This window comes from Pseudomonas sp. LBUM1664, assembly GCF_059695895.1.
In genome coordinates this window covers 1,016,652-1,036,628 of the sequence record NZ_CP166791.1, presented here as the reverse complement: position 1 = coordinate 1,036,628, position 19,977 = coordinate 1,016,652, and the positions used below count along the sequence as shown (strand labels likewise).

General features: G+C 57.3%; 13 protein-coding genes, 2 tRNA genes and 3 rRNA genes. 3 read left to right on the top strand and 15 right to left on the bottom strand.

Annotated features, from left to right (window positions below; translation table 11 throughout):
• Positions 1–16: 16 nt before the first annotated feature.
• On the bottom strand, positions 17–469 hold the full coding sequence (gene rimI / locus ACA047_RS04815) for a ribosomal protein S18-alanine N-acetyltransferase (RefSeq protein ID WP_497357143.1): 453 nt from the start codon (positions 467–469) through the stop codon (positions 17–19).
• Positions 462–1,247 carry an energy transducer TonB gene (locus ACA047_RS04810; RefSeq protein ID WP_497357141.1) on the bottom strand — a complete coding sequence of 262 codons (786 nt, stop codon included), beginning with the start codon at positions 1,245–1,247 and terminating at the stop codon, positions 462–464. Before ACA047_RS04810 ends, rimI begins: the two co-directional genes overlap by 8 nt.
• Positions 1,248–1,428: 181 nt before the next feature.
• On the opposite strand from ACA047_RS04810, the gene mksB reads away from it, so the two are divergent.
• From mksB to mksF, 3 genes are read left to right on the top strand one after another with little or no spacing between them, the layout of a single operon-like run.
• Complete coding sequence (gene mksB / locus ACA047_RS04805) at positions 1,429–2,709, top strand: Mks condensin complex protein MksB (RefSeq protein WP_497357139.1); 1,281 nt, start codon at positions 1,429–1,431, stop codon at positions 2,707–2,709.
• A complete protein-coding gene (mksE, locus tag ACA047_RS04800; RefSeq protein ID WP_018604588.1) occupies positions 2,699–3,400 on the top strand; it encodes an Mks condensin complex protein MksE in 702 nt (233 codons plus the stop codon). Before mksB ends, mksE begins: the two co-directional genes overlap by 11 nt.
• A complete protein-coding gene (gene mksF, locus ACA047_RS04795; protein WP_497357137.1) occupies positions 3,397–6,237 on the top strand; it encodes an Mks condensin complex protein MksF in 2,841 nt (946 codons plus the stop codon). The genes mksE and mksF overlap by 4 nt, the downstream gene beginning before the upstream one ends.
• Before the next feature lie 91 nt (positions 6,238–6,328).
• Here the strand turns inward: mksF and ACA047_RS04790 are convergent, their stop codons facing one another.
• The 13 genes from ACA047_RS04790 to ilvN all read right to left on the bottom strand — a co-directional run bounded on the left by ACA047_RS04790 (position 6,329) and on the right by ilvN (position 19,977).
• A complete protein-coding gene (locus ACA047_RS04790; protein ID WP_497357135.1) occupies positions 6,329–8,632 on the bottom strand; it encodes a PqiB family protein in 2,304 nt (767 codons plus the stop codon).
• Entirely contained in the window at positions 8,625–9,248 is a 624-nt protein-coding gene (locus tag ACA047_RS04785; RefSeq protein WP_497357133.1) for a paraquat-inducible protein A, read from the bottom strand. Before ACA047_RS04785 ends, ACA047_RS04790 begins: the two co-directional genes overlap by 8 nt.
• Entirely contained in the window at positions 9,235–9,894 is a 660-nt protein-coding gene (locus ACA047_RS04780; RefSeq protein WP_497357131.1) for a paraquat-inducible protein A, read from the bottom strand. The genes ACA047_RS04785 and ACA047_RS04780 overlap by 14 nt, the downstream gene beginning before the upstream one ends.
• Positions 9,895–10,043: 149 nt before the next feature.
• Positions 10,044–10,159, bottom strand: a 5S ribosomal RNA gene (rrf, locus tag ACA047_RS04775).
• A gap of 153 nt (positions 10,160–10,312) precedes the next feature.
• Positions 10,313–13,204 (bottom strand): 23S ribosomal RNA (locus ACA047_RS04770).
• Positions 13,205–13,439: 235 nt separating this feature from the next.
• Positions 13,440–13,515: transfer RNA gene (locus ACA047_RS04765), tRNA-Ala, on the bottom strand.
• Positions 13,516–13,545: 30 nt separating this feature from the next.
• Positions 13,546–13,622, bottom strand: a tRNA-Ile gene (locus ACA047_RS04760).
• A gap of 81 nt (positions 13,623–13,703) precedes the next feature.
• A 16S ribosomal RNA gene (locus tag ACA047_RS04755) occupies positions 13,704–15,240 on the bottom strand.
• Together the 16S, 23S and 5S rRNA genes with 2 tRNA genes alongside form the textbook arrangement of a ribosomal RNA operon.
• 485 nt (positions 15,241–15,725) lie before the next feature.
• Positions 15,726–16,346 (bottom strand): protein-methionine-sulfoxide reductase heme-binding subunit MsrQ, encoded by a 621-nt coding sequence (gene msrQ / locus ACA047_RS04750; RefSeq protein ID WP_497357129.1) that lies wholly within the window; start codon positions 16,344–16,346, stop codon positions 15,726–15,728.
• Positions 16,346–17,359 (bottom strand): protein-methionine-sulfoxide reductase catalytic subunit MsrP, encoded by a 1,014-nt coding sequence (gene msrP / locus ACA047_RS04745; RefSeq protein WP_497357127.1) that lies wholly within the window; start codon positions 17,357–17,359, stop codon positions 16,346–16,348. Before msrP ends, msrQ begins: the two co-directional genes overlap by 1 nt.
• 63 nt (positions 17,360–17,422) lie before the next feature.
• Positions 17,423–18,280 (bottom strand): CDP-diacylglycerol--serine O-phosphatidyltransferase, encoded by an 858-nt coding sequence (pssA, locus tag ACA047_RS04740; protein WP_497357125.1) that lies wholly within the window; start codon positions 18,278–18,280, stop codon positions 17,423–17,425.
• A gap of 143 nt (positions 18,281–18,423) precedes the next feature.
• Positions 18,424–19,440: a ketol-acid reductoisomerase gene (gene ilvC / locus ACA047_RS04735; protein ID WP_003185459.1), complete on the bottom strand. Its 1,017-nt coding sequence runs from the start codon at positions 19,438–19,440 to the stop codon at positions 18,424–18,426.
• A gap of 45 nt (positions 19,441–19,485) precedes the next feature.
• Positions 19,486–19,977: an acetolactate synthase small subunit gene (gene ilvN, locus ACA047_RS04730; RefSeq protein ID WP_003176102.1), complete on the bottom strand. Its 492-nt coding sequence runs from the start codon at positions 19,975–19,977 to the stop codon at positions 19,486–19,488.

Here is a 19,977-nt window from a genome sequence, read left to right as displayed (position 1 = left end):
CTGGCCACGTGACGTTTCAATCCACCAGCGTGCAAGCCATGACGACCGCATCCTCACGCCCACCCACAGCCGGGTAATAATCCCGCCGACGACCAATTTCATTAAAGCCATACCGCTCATACAGCCGGAACGCCGTGCGGTTGCTGTCGCGCACTTCCAGGAAGCACTCACGCGACTCGGCCTTGTAGGCAATGGACATGAGATGCTCAAGCAGGCGCAAGCCCAGGCCACGGCCCTGATTTTCAGGCTTGACGGTGATATTGAGCAGGTGGGCTTCATCCAGGATGATCTGCACCACGCCATGACCCACTTGCTGCTGGCCTTCGAACATCAACCAAATCTGGTATTTGCCCAAGCCGTCGAGAAATATCCCTCGGGTCCAGGGGTGGCTGTAGGCCGCATATTCGATTTTCAGTACAGCGTCGAGGTCCGCCTCGGTCATCGGGCGGAACGATACAGCGTCACTCATTCGATTCTTTCCAACGCGCCATCAGCCGGCGCATGGCTTGCCAGACATCAGCCTTGCGCTGTGGCGTTTCCATTAACAGTTCCAACCCGGGCAACGCCCAGGCCGAGCCCAGGCCTTCGACCTGCAGTTCGCGATTGAACGCTTCGGCATCCGCCTCGCCGGCAAACTTCACCGCCGGCAGGCCAATCAGCCACAGACACACGCAAGGCTGGTCTTCGAGTCGCGCCGAAACGAACCCCTGGACGAAATCCCGCGCTGCTTCCGGCCCCTGATCCATCATTCCGCGAGACAACAGCGGCCAGCGCACCGGTTCGCCGATGATTTGCGGGCTGTCCGGCAGGCCGGCGGCGCGCAACATATCCTTGAGCAGCAGATACGCCGGATCGCGGCTTTGGAAGGGTTCGCCCGTGGGCAGCTCCACCAACAGCAAGCAGCGACCGGCCCGCAGCAATTGCAGGGCGAAACGCGGTGGCGCGACGTGGGCAACCCTGACCGGGGCCGGCGTATCTTCGGGGTCTTCGACCGGTTTGGCGTTGGTGCGGGTCGAGGCCAGGCTCGGGCGTGGCACCTCGATTTTCGGCCGTTCGACCACGGGCGCCACCGGTTCGGCAACTGTCTGGGCCACAGGCGCAGCCAGAGCTGGGGCGGTTTCTACCGGCTCGGGCGTTTCCAACAGCTCGGGCCGCGACGGGGCGGCAAACGGCAATTCGGTGCGCGGCAGCCAGTTGACCACCTGCATGGCGGTCAGATAGGCGCGGCGACGGGACTCGATAAGCAAGGGTCGGCCACTTGTGGATAACTGAAAGTGGGAGGGATTCTACCGCCCTTCGACGCGGATCGCTTCCCCGTTGATTCAATAGTTGATCGATACAAAACGACAGTCCGTCTCAGGGGTGAATCGCAACCGGCCCGATGCAGTACAATCGCCGCTTTTAATTGCCAACCCGACGGCCATTGCGATGATCGAACCCAAGCGCGTCTTGCGCGCCCTCGCTGAACACTGGGCATTGCTGGAACCTTTGTGCGAGCACTTCGACCAAGGCACCCTGAGCCTCAACGAATTGCGTTCACAGCTGGCCGCCCAACAACTGGACAGTACGCCCCAGGACATCACCAGCCTGCTGGATGTGTGGATCCGTCTGGACATCCTTGTGCCAGTGGCGAAAAGCCCGAACCGCTTCGAGCTCAACGCCCAGATCCATGACTTCCTCGCCTACCTGCGTCGCGAGCACCGCCTGGGCCTGTGCCTGGAGATCGAAGCCTACCTGCGCCACCTCGAGCGTCTGGCCGGTTACATCCAGGACGCCTTCGACATACGCGACGGCAACGACCTGGCCCGCCAACTGCGCCTGCTGGACATGCGCGTGCGGGACGTACTCAAGAAACTCGCCAACGATGAACAGGCCCTGGTGGCCGTCGCCGAACGGGCCAAAACCAGCGACCGGCAGATCCCGCTGCGTCAACGCTACGCTGAAGTGCTGGCGACCTGGGACGAATACGTCGAGCCGATGATCCAACTGGTGAACGCCGACGGTGCGTTCGAGCAAGGTGTGCGCAAGGTTGAGAATGTGCTGTTGCGCATGCTCACCGAACAGCAGCGTCTCGGCCACCTGGTGGACGACGACATGCTGCTGCGCACCCACGCGCGCATCCTCGAAATGCAGACCAGCGCCCAGCTGACTCTGCGCCATGCCCGTGAATTGCTCCTGCCACTGCGCGAAGAGGCCCGCCGCCACAACGCCGTGACCCGTGGCGCCGCCCTGGCCCTGGCGGCCATTCGCCGCAAAGGCATTGATGCCGTGCCGCAGGCCGCCATGCCGCTGTTCACCCGACCGCAAAGCACCTTCCTCGGCAGTGCCAGCCAAGTCGAAGCCTACGTGTACGCCCTGGCCCGTTTCGAGCCGAAACCGGCGCGCTTCCCCAAGTCCCACAAGACCCACAAGGGCGGCGAAGCCCCGCGAGCACCGCGCACTGTGCGCGAAATGGTCGAGCGTTGTGAAGACGCCCTGCCGATGCCGGACCTGATGACCTGGCTGCTGGAGCAGGAACCAGACGGCGCCACCGACGAATTGCTGTACTGGTTCTCGCGCCTGTCGCGGGAAAAACGTTTTAAGCGCGAGCGTCTGGAACGCCGCGAATACCACACTCACGAGCATCAGGTCAGCCTGCGCTCCTTCGCCCTGCTCTCGGCCCGGGACACCGCCGCCGAGGATTCTGCGAGCATTCCCCATGCATCTTGATCTATCCGAACTGTCCCAGCTGGCGCCGATCTTTCGCGAGCTGTTCAAGGGCTACCACGTCAGCCGCCGCGACCCGGAGCTGTACGCGCAACTGTCGAACTTCCAGGACCAGTACCGCACGCTGTTCAAGGCCCTGGGCTTCGAGCTGGTGTGCGATACCCGTGGTTTCTACTACTTCGTGCCAGACCTGGCCGCCGCGGCGGTGAACAAAACCGCCCAGCGCCTGGCGCTGTTCACCTTCATCCTCGTCGAGCATCTGGCCGACCAGGGCCGCGACCCGATCGCCGTGCTCGACGGTGGCAGCCTGGGCCGTGATGAGCTGCCTTCGTTGCTGGAAAAGTACCGCGACCTGTTCATCCAGGCCGAAGTGCAGACCCAGGAAGAGCTGGAAGAAAAAATCATGCGCCGCATGACCCAACTGGGTTTTGCCAGCGAAGAAAACGGCGTGTACCGCTTCCTGCCGCCGATGCACCGGTTCCTCGACGTCTGCCTGTCGGTCCAGCAAGACCGCGACCTGGCCGCCAGCCTGCACAGCGTGCTGCCGTTGCCCGTACCGGTACTGATCGACGAAGACAGCGACGAGAAGCTGCTGCAAACCGACGACCCGCTGGACCTTAGCCCCTTTGATGCTGAGAGCGAAGAAGACGCACTGGCCCGCGCCATTGCCGAAGAACAGGAGACCGACGCATGAGCAAGGAACGCTACGGCATCCGCCGCTTTGCCCTTTTGAACACCGCCGGTTACAGCCTCGGCTTGTTTCCGCTGGAAGAACCGCTCTCGGTGTACGGCGCGAACAACCTCGGTAAATCCGCCTCGATCAACGCCTTGCAGTTCCCGATCCTGGCGCGCATGTCGGACATGAGCTTCGGCAAATACAGCCTGGAACAATCCCGGCGCTTCTACTTTGCGTCGGACACCAGCTACATCCTGGTAGAAGTTGCCCTGCCCCACGGCCCGCACGTCATTGGCGTGGTCGGTCGCGGTCCTGGCGGCGGTTTCGGTCACCAGTTCTTTGCCTACGCCGGCAAACTGGACCTGGCTCACTATCAGAAAAATGACACCTGCCTGCGTCAGAAAGAGCTGTTCACCAACCTGGAGCGCGAAGGCCTCAAAGCCTACGAACTCAAGCCTGATGAACTACGGCGCCTGCTGGTGGGTGGTCACACCTCGATCCCGCTGGACCTGACACTGATCCCGCTGCGCTCCACCAGCGAGCAAAGCCTCAAGACCTTCCGCGCGTTGTTCATCAACCTGTTGCACATGCGTGAAATCACGGCGGCCAAGCTCAAGCAACTGTTCCTCGACGCGTTCGAGCACAGCCTGCGCTCCGGTAGCGTGGATTACATTGCCGCGTGCGAAGAAGCTTTCCGCGACGTACGACGCATGGAACAGGACTACAACTCTCTGGTGGCGGCCGGCCCATTGGTGGAAGCCTTGGCCAATGGCGTGAAGCAGCGCGAAATACTGCGCGGCAAACTGCATCGCCTATCGCCATTGCTCGACTCGCTGCTGGGCACTTGGTCGGACTACGCCAGTGCGCGCAAGGAAGAGCTGACCATCCAGGCCGAACACTACCGCAACGAACAGGACTCGCTGCAGAACGACCAGCGCGGCGGCACTCAGGAGCTGATGCGTCTGGAGCGGGAAATCAGTGGCATCCAGCGCTGGATCGGCGAACTGTCGGTGCTCAAGAATCGTTTTGCGCTGGTGGATGACGTCAAGGTCCTGGAGCAACAACTGCTCGCGGCCAAGGACGCCCACGACGAACTGGCCGGTGCCCTCGCCCAGTCCCGGCAGTTCAGCGCCGAAGACCTGGAAGAGCGCCTGCGGGATCTGGAAAAACGCCTGAAGTCGGTCAAGCAGCAACTCGATCACGCCGACAACAACAGCTACGCCCGCCTGCGGGAAGAGTTCTCGCAGCAGGACGTCGAACGCCTGATGCGTCTGTTCAACAGTGCCCTGTTCAGCCTGCCACTGGGCGAGCACGGGATTGCGCTGGACGAAAATGGCGACTGGGTCAAATCCATGGAGCTGATCCTCGACGGCTTCAAGGGTGAGCGTTTCGAAGTGCCGGGCCTGTCCATCGACTTGTCCCACATCGAGCCGCCGGCCCTGCAAGCCCTGGCCGACCGCGCCGCGCTGCGGGACCAGAAAGAGCGCCTGGAAAAAGAACTCAAGCAGCTCAAGACCCAGCAAGCCGTGGCCGCCGACCGAGCGGCAAGCAAGACCCAGACCGAAGCGCTGTACCAGCAGGTCCTGGACGCGCAAAAAGCCCTGGAAGACTTCCGTCGCACCCAGACCCTGAGCGCCGAAGAAGGCGAGAAGCTCGAGCAACTGGCACAGATGGAAGCCGCCCAGGACGAGCTCAAGCGTTCCAGCGACGCCTTCACCGAACGCGTCCAGCAGCTGTCCGCCAAGTTGCAACTGGTGGGCCGGCAGATCGCCGATATGGAAGCCAAGCAACGCACCCTCGACGACGCCCTGCGCCGTCGTCAATTGCTGCCGGCGGACCTGCCGTTCGGTGCGCCGTTCATGGACCCGGTCGACGATTCCATGGACAACCTGCTGCCGCTGCTCAACGACTATCAGGACAGCTGGCAAGGCCTGCTGCGGGTCGATGGCCAGATTGAAGCGCTGTATGCCCAGGTGCGCCTCAAGGGCGTGGCCAAGTTCGACAGCGAAGACGACATGGAGCGGCGTCTGCAGTTACTGATCAACGCCTATGCCCACCGCACCGACGAAGCCCTGACCTTGGGCAAGGCGCGCCGTGCGGCGGTCACCGACATTGCCCGGACCCTGCGCAACATCCGCAGCGACTACGACAGCCTCGAGCATCAACTGGCGCTGTTCAACCGCGAGATTAACAAGCGCCAGGTGTCCAACCTGCAGAGCTTCCGTATCGTCCTGGCACCGAACAAGGAAGCGCTCAAGCACATCGACCAGATCATCCACAGCGCTGGCCAGTACGAGGAAGGCGAGACCTTGTCGGTGTTCGACCTCAGCCAGAGCGCCGAGCAGGACAACAAGAACGAAGAAGCCAAGGAATACCTGGCACGCCTGGTGGCAGCGAATCACAACCAGCTCGGCCTCAAGGACCTGTTCGAACTGGCGTTCGAGATCACCAAGGTCAACGGCCAGCCAGTGATCCACACCGACATCGACGGCGCGGCTTCCAACGGCACCACCATGACCATCAAGGCGCTGACCAACATGTATTTGTTGCTGCACCTGATGGACCGCGAACAGGCCGGGCGCGTGCGTCTGCCGTACTACCTCGACGAAGCCGCGGACATCGACGAGAAAAACCAGGCCGCGCTGCTGGAAACCAGCTTGCAGCTGGGTTTCGTGCCGATCCTGGCCAGTGTGAAGCCGCAAGTGTGCGCCAGTGTGGCTATCGACCTGGAGGGTGGTAGCGGCCCGAACGGCATCTACATCGACGAAGCGGACTGGAAATACATCCGCCGTCACGATGCGGTGAAAGCCACGGTGAATGCTCAGGCCGATGAGCCGGAGCTGGATCCGGTGTGATGTGAATAGCCGGACATGAAAAAGGCCGCGATCCAATGGATCGCGGCCTTTTTTGTGGGTAAGCACAACTCAGTGACACACCCAACAACCGTCACTTACCGAGATTGATCTTCGGCGCCCAGGTCAGCCATTCATCCTCAAACTTATCAAACAGCGGGAAGGTCTGCTCCGGTCGCGCCGGGTTGCCCATCCGCTCGCCATCCGGCGTGGCGAAAGCGATGCCGCCCTGGATCAGTGTCTCAAGTGATTCGGTTCGCACCGTCGCCCCTTTGAATAAACCGAAGTCCATGCCGAAGCCGCTGGTATTCCAGAACCGCGTGCCGCTACGCACCAGTGGCGCATACTTGGGTTCGATCAGGACATGGATCAACACCCGGTCCGCCGTCTGACCCAATTCATAACCGGTCACCTTGCCCACGGTAATCTCGCGGTAAGTCACCGGCACGCCGGTCTTCAACGAACCACGGCGGGCCGCGCTCAACACCAGGCTCAGACCGGCTTCGGGCGCAGCGCTTTGCGGCGGGTTGGCCAAGGCCACGAAGCTTTTCTGTGGCCCCTGACTTTTCACCGAAGGCTGCACTTCGATGTATTGGCCGGTTACCAGCGTCTCCAGGTTCGACGTCTTCATCAACCCCAGCTCAGGTTTGACCACCCAAAACTGAGTACCGACCCGAGCAATACGCTCCGGCACTTCGGTGATGCGCGCGGTGAGCAGTACCGATTGCAAATCGGCGCTGAGATCCACATCCTCGATCTTGCCCACATCCAGCCCTTTGAAGCGCACTGGCGTGCCGCTGCGCAAACCGTCGGCGCGATCAACCTTGATCGTCACCACGGTGCCCTTCTGTTGCGCGGCCTCACGGTCTCCAAACAGGCGGAAACGTGGGATGCGCCTTTTCAATGGCACATTGGGCTCCGGTGTCTCGAAGGAAATACCGCCGGCCATCAGGCTTTGCAGAGATTCACTCTTGACCTGGATCCCACCCGTCAAACCACCCGAGAGGGTAATGCCACTGGCGTTCCAGAACCGAGTCGAACCGTTGACCAGTCCTTCGTATTCTTTCTCGATGTGCACACCGATGATCAATTGCTTTTTAGTGCGAGAGAACTGGTAGCTCTGCACCGACCCGACCTTGACCTGCTTGTAGAGAATCGGGCTGCCAACCTCAAGCGAGCCAAGATTTTCGGTGAGCAAGACCAAGTGTAGCCCGGGTGAACGCAAGTCCAGCGGCGGTGCCTTCGCCCTCGCTTCGAACTCGCGTTGCGGCGCACCGCCCTTGTCACCCGGCCGCACGGCAATGTAGTTACCCTTGACCAGTGCTTCCAGGCCCGTGATACCCGCCAGGGAAATCGATGGCTTGACGACCCAGAACTGAGTGCCGGTAACCAGGTATTCTTCGGCCAATGGGTCCAGGGTCAACTCAGCGGTAGCGCTGGACAAGTCCGGGTCGATCTTGAGGTTCTTCAGGCTGCCGACCTGGATGCCTTTGTACATCACTGGTGTACGACCAGCCTGTAGCCCTTCGAAGTCGCTGAGTTTGACCTTCACGCGGATACCGGCAGCGGCCGCGTCAAAATCTTCGTAAAGACGAAACGGGAGGCTTGGATCCGTGGGAGGACTATCTTTACGGCTTTCTGGCGTGGCGAACGCAATACCACCGGCCACGATGCTGGCCAAGGATTCGCTACGTACCTTGACGCCCGACAGGCTGGCATCAATGCTGATGCCGCTGGCGTTCCAGAAGCGCGTGTGTTTACGCACCAGGCTGGCATAGGTCGGTTCGATGAAGACCTTGATCTCGACCGTGCCCTGGTCCTCGGACAGCTGATAGCTTTTCACCTGACCGACTTGAATCTGCTTGTAGAACACCGGGCTGCCACGGTTCAACGAACCCAGCCGGTCGGCCTTGATGGTCAGGTGCAGGCCCGGCTTGGCGTCCGACAACGGCGGCTCTTCGGCCAGGGCTTTGAATTTACGGATCGACTCCCCTTCACCTGGACTGATGGCCACGTAGTTACCCGATACCAGGGTTTCCAGGCCGGTGATGCCGGCCAAGGTCACGCTCGGTTTGACCAGCCAAAAACGCGTTCCAGTCTTGAGGTATTGCTCGACGTCCTTGTTCATCTCAATGGTCGCGACCACACCTTTCGAGCTGCCTTCGTCATCTAGCGTGAGGGTCTTCACTTTGCCGACCGGCATGCCTTTATAGACGACTTCAGTTTTGTTGACCTGAATGCCTTCGCCGCTCTCAAAGCGCACGTTGATCTCAATTCCGGTCTCGTTATAAGCCCGCCAGCCGAGCCAGCCGCCTATGATCAAGGCAATCAGCGGCAGTACCCAGATGGCCGACCAGTTCGAAGCCGGTCGAGTTTTAGCGGTAGGCAAATCAGTCATGGTCGTCATCCGACTCCGTGTTATCCCAAATCAGTCGGGGATCGAAGGTTACTGCGGCAATCATTGTCAAAATCACTACGCTGGAAAAGGCGATCGCGCCGAAACCGGCTTCGACACTGGCAAGCCGCCCGAAATTCACCACCGCCACCAAAATGGCAATCACGAAAATATCCAGCATCGACCAGCGGCCAATGAATTCGATGAAACGGTACATAAGGATGCGTTGCCGTGCAGACATGGGCTGGTGCCGCTGCACGGAAAACAGCAACAAGGCGATACCCACCAGTTTGAAGGTGGGTACAACGATACTGGCGATGAACACCACGGCGGCAATCGGAATCATGCCGTGTTGTACCAGCTCGATGACACCGGACATGATGGTGCTCGGAGCGCCCTGCCCCAGCGAGTTGATGGTCATGATCGGCAACATGTTGGCCGGGATGTAAAGAATCGCGGCAGTGATCAACAACGCCCAAGTCCGCATCAAGCTATTCGGGCGACGGGGATGAACCCGTGCGCCGCAACGGGTACAAGTTTGTCTATCGGTGTCAGCATCCTGCCGATTCAACTCATGGCATTCAGTACAAATCAGAATGCCTGCATCAATCGCCCGCATGTGCATCCTCTCCTGATAACGCTTGCCAGATCTGGTGCGGCGACATCACCACCTCTAGCCAGACTTGAACCAACAACAAACTGACGAAGCACACCAGGCCAAGGCCTACGGTTATGGCCGCCATGTCTGCCAACTTGACGATGGCCACCAGCACGCCCATGAGGTAGACCTCGAGCATTCCCCAGTCTCGTAAGTGGTGATAAATGCGATACAGCAATAACCCGAAACTACGGCCGATGTTCCAGCGGATAGTCAGTAACACAGCCAACTGACAAAGCAGCTTGAGTAGCGGAATGCCCATGCTGCACAGGAACACCACCACCGAGACGCCTTGCATGCCAGTATCGAACAGACCGACCACGCCACTCCAAACGGTGTCCTGAGAAGACTGCCCGAGCAGATTGAGTTGCATGATGGGTAAAAAATTTGCCGGCACATACAAGAGCAGAGCAGCGATGACCAAGGCAAGACTGCGTTCGACCACGTTGTGCCGGTGAGCATAGAGTTCATACCCACAACGAGGGCATTCGGCTTTTTCACCACGGGCCAGCTGAGGCTTGCGCATCAACAGGTCGCACTCATGGCACGCCACCAGATCGTTCAGGGGCAGATCTGACAACCGATGAGTGTCTGACGGATCGGGCATAAAGAGCTCTGGCTCAGCTAAGGTGGGGCTATTCTAGTGTTCCGGCTCGGAAATAACTGTGCAAATTTTGTCACGAGCTTCGTACACTTTTTATCGCGAGCAAAACAAAACCCCTACCTGCATCAGCAGATAGGGGTTTCGGAATTTAATCTTGACGATGACCTACTCTCACATGGGGAAACCCCACACTACCATCGGCGATGCATCGTTTCACTGCTGAGTTCGGGATGGGATCAGGTGGTTCCAATGCTCTATGGTCGTCAAGAAATTCGGTAGCCGGCGCGTGTCTAAACACGTTCCAGCGAATGGGTATGCGATAGTTTGTGTGTTTGCCTCGAACTTTCGGTTCATGTCGTCTTCACACACCGCAATCTGCTGCTCTGTGTTAAAGAGCCGATGCAAATTGCTTGGGTGTTATATGGTCAAGCCTCACGGGCAATTAGTACAGGTTAGCTCAACGCCTCACAGCGCTTACACACCCTGCCTATCAACGTCGTAGTCTTCGACGGCCCTTCAGGGGACTCAAGGTCCCAGTGAGATCTCATCTTGAGGCTAGTTTCCCGCTTAGATGCTTTCAGCGGTTATCTATTCCGAACATAGCTACCCGGCAATGCCACTGGCGTGACAACCGGAACACCAGAGGTTCGTCCACTCCGGTCCTCTCGTACTAGGAGCAGCCCCTCTCAAATCTCAAACGTCCACGGCAGATAGGGACCGAACTGTCTCACGACGTTCTAAACCCAGCTCGCGTACCACTTTAAATGGCGAACAGCCATACCCTTGGGACCGGCTTCAGCCCCAGGATGTGATGAGCCGACATCGAGGTGCCAAACACCGCCGTCGATATGAACTCTTGGGCGGTATCAGCCTGTTATCCCCGGAGTACCTTTTATCCGTTGAGCGATGGCCCTTCCATACAGAACCACCGGATCACTAAGACCTACTTTCGTACCTGCTCGACGTGTCTGTCTCGCAGTCAAGCGCGCTTTTGCCTTTATACTCTACGACCGATTTCCGACCGGTCTGAGCGCACCTTCGTACTCCTCCGTTACTCTTTAGGAGGAGACCGCCCCAGTCAAACTACCCACCATACACTGTCCTCGATCCGGATAACGGACCTGAGTTAGAACCTCAAAGTTGCCAGGGTGGTATTTCAAGGTTGGCTCCACGCGAACTGGCGTCCACGCTTCAAAGCCTCCCACCTATCCTACACAAGCAAATTCAAAGTCCAGTGCAAAGCTATAGTAAAGGTTCACGGGGTCTTTCCGTCTAGCCGCGGATACACTGCATCTTCACAGCGATTTCAATTTCACTGAGTCTCGGGTGGAGACAGCGCCGCCATCGTTACGCCATTCGTGCAGGTCGGAACTTACCCGACAAGGAATTTCGCTACCTTAGGACCGTTATAGTTACGGCCGCCGTTTACCGGGGCTTCGATCAAGAGCTTCGCGTTAGCTAACCCCATCAATTAACCTTCCGGCACCGGGCAGGCGTCACACCCTATACGTCCACTTTCGTGTTTGCAGAGTGCTGTGTTTTTAATAAACAGTCGCAGCGGCCTGGTATCTTCGACCGGCGTGGGCTTACGCAGTAAATGCTTCACCCTCACCGGCGCACCTTCTCCCGAAGTTACGGTGCCATTTTGCCTAGTTCCTTCACCCGAGTTCTCTCAAGCGCCTTGGTATTCTCTACCCAACCACCTGTGTCGGTTTGGGGTACGGTTCCTGGTTACCTGAAGCTTAGAAGCTTTTCTTGGAAGCATGGCATCAACCACTTCGTCACCCAAAAGGTAACTCGTCATCAGCTCTCGGCCTTAGAATCCCGGATTTACCTAAGATTCCAGCCTACCACCTTAAACTTGGACAACCAACGCCAAGCTGGCCTAGCCTTCTCCGTCCCTCCATCGCAATAACCAGAAGTACAGGAATATTAACCTGTTTTCCATCGACTACGCTTTTCAGCCTCGCCTTAGGGACCGACTAACCCTGCGTCGATTAACGTTGCGCAGGAAACCTTGGTCTTTCGGCGTGGGTGTTTTTCACACCCATTGTCGTTACTCATGTCAGCATTCGCACTTCTGATACCTCCAGCAAGCTTCTCAACTCACCTTCACAGGCTTACAGAACGCTCCTCTACCGCATCACTTGCGTGATACCCGTAGCTTCGGTGTATGGTTTGAGCCCCGTTACATCTTCCGCGCAGGCCGACTCGACTAGTGAGCTATTACGCTTTCTTTAAAGGGTGGCTGCTTCTAAGCCAACCTCCTAGCTGTCTAAGCCTTCCCACATCGTTTCCCACTTAACCATAACTTTGGGACCTTAGCTGACGGTCTGGGTTGTTTCCCTTTTCACGACGGACGTTAGCACCCGCCGTGTGTCTCCCATGCTCGGCACTTGTAGGTATTCGGAGTTTGCATCGGTTTGGTAAGTCGGGATGACCCCCTAGCCGAAACAGTGCTCTACCCCCTACAGTGATACATGAGGCGCTACCTAAATAGCTTTCGAGGAGAACCAGCTATCTCCGAGCTTGATTAGCCTTTCACTCCGATCCACAGGTCATCCGCTAACTTTTCAACGGTAGTCGGTTCGGTCCTCCAGTTAGTGTTACCCAACCTTCAACCTGCCCATGGATAGATCGCCCGGTTTCGGGTCTATTCCCAGCGACTAGACGCCCTATTAAGACTCGCTTTCGCTACGCCTCCCCTATTCGGTTAAGCTCGCCACTGAAAATAAGTCGCTGACCCATTATACAAAAGGTACGCAGTCACCCAACAAAGTGGGCTCCCACTGCTTGTACGCATACGGTTTCAGGATCTATTTCACTCCCCTCTCCGGGGTTCTTTTCGCCTTTCCCTCACGGTACTAGTTCACTATCGGTCAGTCAGTAGTATTTAGCCTTGGAGGATGGTCCCCCCATATTCAGACAAAGTTTCTCGTGCTCCGTCCTACTCGATTTCACTTCTAAGATCCTTTCGCGTACAGGGCTATCACCCACTATGGCCGCCCTTTCCAGAGCGTTCCGCTAAAATCAAAGAAGCTTAAGGGCTAGTCCCCGTTCGCTCGCCACTACTAAGGGAATCTCGGTTGATTTCTTTTCCTCAGGGTACTTAGATGTTTCAGTTCCCCTGGTTCGCCTCTTGCACCTATGTATTCAGTACAAGATAACCATCTTATGATGGCTGGGTTCCCCCATTCAGACATCTCCGGATCAAAGTCTGTTTGCCGACTCCCCGAAGCTTTTCGCAGGCTACCACGTCTTTCATCGCCTCTGACTGCCAAGGCATCCACCGTATGCGCTTCTTCACTTGACCATATAACCCCAAGCAATCTGGTTATACTGTGAAGACGACATTCGCCGAAAATTCGCGATTAAACTCACAAATTTTACCTTAGCCTGAGCCATCACCAGTGAAAGTGATGTTCAGTCTATCTTTCTATCACATACCCAAATTTTTAAAGAACGAACTAGTCAAAGACTAGAAATCAACATTCACCATCACCTTGATCGAATGCTCATTTCTAAGCTTTATACAATCGAAGCAGTAGTGGTGGAGCCAAGCGGGATCGAACCGCTGACCTCCTGCGTGCAAGGCAGGCGCTCTCCCAGCTGAGCTATGGCCCCGTATTTCTACAGGCGTTTCCCACACAAAATTGGTGGGTCTGGGCAGATTCGAACTGCCGACCTCACCCTTATCAGGGGTGCGCTCTAACCAACTGAGCTACAGACCCAATTTAGGGCTGCTTCTATCGTCTTCTTCAATGAATCAAGCAATTCGTGTGGGAGCTCATGGAGCAGCTGCGGTCGTCGATTAAGGAGGTGATCCAGCCGCAGGTTCCCCTACGGCTACCTTGTTACGACTTCACCCCAGTCATGAATCACACCGTGGTAACCGTCCTCCCGAAGGTTAGACTAGCTACTTCTGGTGCAACCCACTCCCATGGTGTGACGGGCGGTGTGTACAAGGCCCGGGAACGTATTCACCGCGACATTCTGATTCGCGATTACTAGCGATTCCGACTTCACGCAGTCGAGTTGCAGACTGCGATCCGGACTACGATCGGTTTTGTGGGATTAGCTCCACCTCGCGGCTTGGCAACCCTCTGTACCGACCATTGTAGCACGTGTGTAGCCCAGGCCGTAAGGGCCATGATGACTTGACGTCATCCCCACCTTCCTCCGGTTTGTCACCGGCAGTCTCCTTAGAGTGCCCACCATTACGTGCTGGTAACTAAGGACAAGGGTTGCGCTCGTTACGGGACTTAACCCAACATCTCACGACACGAGCTGACGACAGCCATGCAGCACCTGTCTCAATGTTCCCGAAGGCACCAATCTATCTCTAGAAAGTTCATTGGATGTCAAGGCCTGGTAAGGTTCTTCGCGTTGCTTCGAATTAAACCACATGCTCCACCGCTTGTGCGGGCCCCCGTCAATTCATTTGAGTTTTAACCTTGCGGCCGTACTCCCCAGGCGGTCAACTTAATGCGTTAGCTGCGCCACTAAGAGCTCAAGGCTCCCAACGGCTAGTTGACATCGTTTACGGCGTGGACTACCAGGGTATCTAATCCTGTTTGCTCCCCACGCTTTCGCACCTCAGTGTCAGTATCAGTCCAGGTGGTCGCCTTCGCCACTGGTGTTCCTTCCTATATCTACGCATTTCACCGCTACACAGGAAATTCCACCACCCTCTACCATACTCTAGCTCGACAGTTTTGAATGCAGTTCCCAGGTTGAGCCCGGGGATTTCACATCCAACTTAACGAACCACCTACGCGCGCTTTACGCCCAGTAATTCCGATTAACGCTTGCACCCTCTGTATTACCGCGGCTGCTGGCACAGAGTTAGCCGGTGCTTATTCTGTCGGTAACGTCAAAACACCAACGTATTAGGTTAATGCCCTTCCTCCCAACTTAAAGTGCTTTACAATCCGAAGACCTTCTTCACACACGCGGCATGGCTGGATCAGGCTTTCGCCCATTGTCCAATATTCCCCACTGCTGCCTCCCGTAGGAGTCTGGACCGTGTCTCAGTTCCAGTGTGACTGATCATCCTCTCAGACCAGTTACGGATCGTCGCCTTGGTGAGCCATTACCTCACCAACTAGCTAATCCGACCTAGGCTCATCTGATAGCGCAAGGCCCGAAGGTCCCCTGCTTTCTCCCGTAGGACGTATGCGGTATTAGCGTCCGTTTCCGAGCGTTATCCCCCACTACCAGGCAGATTCCTAGGCATTACTCACCCGTCCGCCGCTCTCAAGAGGTGCAAGCACCTCTCTACCGCTCGACTTGCATGTGTTAGGCCTGCCGCCAGCGTTCAATCTGAGCCATGATCAAACTCTTCAGTTCAAACATCTTTGGGTTTTGAGAAAACCCTAAACTTGGCTCAGCAATCGTTGGTTACATCTTTGATTTCTCGCGGAGTAACTTGCGATGCTGATAATCTGTTGACTAGCAGTCTGACTCCACAAGCACCCACACGAATTGCTTGATTCAGTTGTTAAAGAGCGGTGGGTTGAGTCTTTCGTCTCAACCGAGGCGCGCATTCTACAGCGCCTGGTGTTGCTGTCAAGCGGTTATTTTAAGAAGTTTTCAAAGTTTCCTCTGCAACTTCAACCACTTGCGCTTCTGATCTCTCATCAGCGGGAGGCGAATTCTACAGCGTTACTCGCTGCTGTCAACACCTCTTTTTCAACCCCTTCCAGGCTTCGATGAACTGAAGCGGGCCGCTGTCGAAAACCGTGTAACTCATTGAAACTCAAGGAGTTTTCCGTTTCGACTGCGCCGGAAGTGGGGCGAATTATAGACTTCCAGAATCTGCCGTCAAGGACTAATTACACTTTTGTTGCAGAAGGAATCTTGCGCCCCATTAAACGTGGGATCCGGCGCATAACCGGAGGAATCCTCAGCATCAACAGGACGGCACCTATAAAGGCATACATCGACCATTCTTTCAGATCCGCCCGTACGATCCACAGCATGTGCAGCAGACCAAGTCCCAGAATCAGATAAACCAGGCGATGCAGCTTTTTCCAGCGCACGCCAAGCCGCCGCTGGCTGTAGCGATTGGATGTGATCGCCAGCGCCAACAAGCCGAGGAACCCAAGCGCCCCAACGATAATGTAAGGACGCTTGCTCAGCTCGACGCCCAGCTGCGACCAACCGAATCCCAGTATGAACGCCGCATACCCACTCAGATGCAGCACTACATAAGTAAAGCACCACAACCCCAACTGGCGCCTGACCGCGATCCACCCCGCCCATCCCGTCAGTTTCTGCAGCGGCGTCATGCTCAAGGTGATCAACAACAAGATCAGCGTACCCAACCCAAGCCGATCCACCAGTACCTTGCCCGGGTCAGGACCCAACGTGCTCATCAACGCCTGGTAAAGCCAGAGTAACGGCCAGACCGCCGTCACAACGAAGACGCCGACTCGCCATGCTGGAAAACGCATCAGTAGTCCTTCCTCAAGTCCATTCCTGTATATAAAGAAGCGACTTCATCCTGATAGCCGTTGAACATCAATGTATCGCGAACATTGGGACTGAACAGCCCGCTCGGCAAACGACGTTCGTGCGCCTGAGTCCAGCGCGGGTGATCGACCGTCGGGTTAACGTTGGCATAGAAGCCGTACTCGTCGGACGCAATGCTTTGCCAGGTCGTCTTGGGCTGCTCGCTAACCAAGCTGATGCGCACAATGGACTTCACACTTTTGAAGCCGTACTTCCACGGCACTACCAACCGCAACGGCGCGCCGTTCTGGTTCGGCAACTCCCGCCCGTACATCCCTACCGCCAGGATTGCCAACGGGTTCATCGCCTCGTCCAGTCGCAAACCCTCCACATAAGGCCAGTCGATCAGGGCGAAGCCGGAGCGTTGTCCGGGCATGGTCTTGGGGTCTTGCAGGGTTTCGAAACGGATGTATTTAGCCTTGGAGGTTGGCTCGACTTGTTTGAGCAGCGCAGAGATGGGAAAGCCGATCCAGGGAATGACCATCGACCAGGCCTCGACACAGCGTAGGCGATAGATTCGTTCCTCCAATTGATAAGGCTTCATGAAATCTTCCAAGCCATAACGTCCCGGCTTGCCCACCTCCCCGTCCACCACCACGCTCCAGGGTTCGGTTTTCAAGGATCCGGCATTCGCCGCCGGATCACCCTTGTCGGTCCCGAACTCATAGAAGTTGTTGTAATGCGTGGCGTCTTTGAACGGTGTGACGGGCTCATTCTTGACCGTGACCGCGCCCCATTGGGTGGACGGCAGTTTCTCGGCAAACCAGGACGGCGCCTTACCGGGCTCGACATCGGCATAACGCGCCGCATCGGCAGCACTGGCCCAACGCGGCAGACTGCTCACAGCGAGGCCCGCCATGGTTGCACCGAGCATTTGACGACGGGATAGATAGAGGGATTCAGGCGTGACGTCCAATTCAAGGCAGTCGGACGACTTGGGGATCTTGATCAGCATGACAACTCCGCAGTATTGGAGGGCAGGTGCACCAATAGACTGCGGAGTATGGGGGAAATTACATCACTCGGCGCTTTTGTGGCGACGCAGGCGCAACAGGTATTGAACCGGGCCGGAAGCCGCGTAGCCGAGGAATATCAGCAGCAGAATACGCGGCGGATCACTGAAGACCACCGCAAATACCAGCACCACCGCCAGAATCGCAACGAACGGCACGCGCCCCTTCAGATCCAGCTCCTTGAAGCTGTTGTACTTGATGTTGCTGACCATCAGCATCCCGGCCGCCGCTACCAGCAGCGCCACCAGGAACGACATCTTCGAACCCTGGATGCCGTAGTCGCTGAACGCCCAGACGACACCCGCTACAACACCCGCAGCGGCCGGGCTGGCCAGGCCGATGAAGTAGCGTTTGTCAGCCTTGCCGACCTGTGTATTGAAGCGCGCCAGGCGCAACGCTGCGCCCGCCACATAGATGAAGGCGACCATCCAGCCGACCTTGCCCATGTCTCCCAGCGCCCAACCGAACGCCAGCAAAGCCGGGGCCACGCCGAAAGCGACCATATCGGACAGCGAATCGTATTCGGCACCGAACGCGCTCTGGGTATTGGTCATACGGGCCACGCGCCCGTCCAGACCGTCGAGCACCATGGCGACAAAGATCGCAATGGCGGCGAAGGCGAAGTAACGACTCGCCCCCGCACTATCGCCGGCGCTCAATGCGGCCTGGGCGCTCATGGAGTTGATGATGGAATAGAAACCGGCGAACAGGTTCGCGGTGGTGAACAGATTCGGCAGCAGATAGATGCCACGATGCCGGACCTTACGGCCTTCAGCGTCATGACCTTCTTCGACGTGCTCATCGATGGGCAGCAGGCTTTCGGCGTCAGGAGCCTGGTTTGGCTCGTCGGGACGTTCGCTCATGGACAGTACCTTGCAACGGTGTGAAAAATTCGACAGGTGTCTGGGACGACGGTTCGGCCGCAAACGATGCAGCTTTATACCAGAAGCCACCGCCCAAACGAAAAAACGCGGCCAGGGCCGCGTTTTTCGATCAAGCTCGCGACTTAGTTCTTGGCTTTGTCGACGATCTTGTTGGCACCGATCCACGGCATCATCGAGCGCAGTTGCTCGCCGATGATTTCGATACCGTGGGCAGCGTTGTTACGGCGCTTGGCGGTCATCGAAGGATAGCCAGTGGCGCCTTCGCTGATGAACATCTTGGCGTATTCGCCGTCCTGAATACGTTTCAGGGCGTTGCGCATGGCCTGACGGGACTCGGCGTTGATCACTTCCGGACCGGTCACGTACTCGCCGTATTCGGCGTTGTTGGAGATCGAGTAGTTCATGTTGGCGATACCGCCTTCGTACATGAGGTCAACGATCAGCTTCAGTTCGTGCAGGCACTCGAAGTAGGCCATTTCCGGCGCGTAGCCAGCTTCAACCAGGGTTTCGAAACCGGCTTTGACCAGCTCGACAGTACCGCCGCACAGAACGGCTTGCTCGCCGAACAGGTCGGTTTCGGTCTCGTCCTTGAAGGTGGTTTCGATGATGCCGGTACGACCGCCACCAACGCCAGCTGCGTAGGACAGCGCCACGTTTTTAGCGTTGCCGGACGCATCTTGATAGATGGCGATCAGATCAGGGATACCGCCGCCCTTCACGAACTCGGAACGTACGGTGTGGCCCGGAGCCTTCGGCGCGATCATGATCACGTCGAGGTCAGCGCGCGGCACAACCTGGTTGTAGTGGATCGCGAAACCGTGGGAGAAGGCCAGGGTGGCGCCCTTCTTGATGTTTGGCTCGATTTCGTTCTTGTACAGCGCAGACTGGAACTCGTCCGGGGTCAGGATCATGACCAGGTCGGCGGCGGCAACGGCAGAAGCCACGTCGGTGACTTTCAGGCCATGGGCCTCAGCCTTGGCAACGGTGGCCGAGCCTTTACGCAGGCCGACGGTCACGTCAACGCCGGAGTCTTTCAGGTTGCACGCCTGGGCGTGGCCCTGGGAGCCGTAACCGATGATGGCGACTTTCTTGCCCTGGATGATCGACAGGTCGCAGTCTTTATCGTAGAAAACTTTCATGAATTTCCCCTATATCCGGCCGTTCAGGCCATTCGCTAATTTGGTTTAGATGCTCAGTACTTTGTCGCCACGGGCAATCCCGGTGACGCCACTGCGTACAGTTTCCAGAATCGAGGCAGTGCCGATCGATTGAATGAAGCTGTCGAGCTTGTCGCTGGTACCGGTCAACTGAACGGTATAGACGCTGGCGCTGACATCGACGATCTGCCCACGATAAATATCGGTAGTGCGTTTGATCTCGGCGCGCTGGGCGCCGGTGGCCTTGACCTTGACCAGCATCAGCTCGCGCTCGATGTGAGCACTTTCCGACAGGTCCACCAGCTTGACCACCTCGATCAGCTTGTTCAGGTTTTTAGTGATCTGCTCGATGACTTCATCGTGGCCCACGGTGGTCAGCGTCAGACGCGACAAGGTCGGGTCTTCGGTTGGCGCCACGGTCAGGCTTTCGATGTTGTAGTTGCGCTGCGAGAACAGGCCCACTACACGAGACAGCGCACCCGGTTCGTTTTCCAGAAGCAGGGAAATAATATGCCGCAT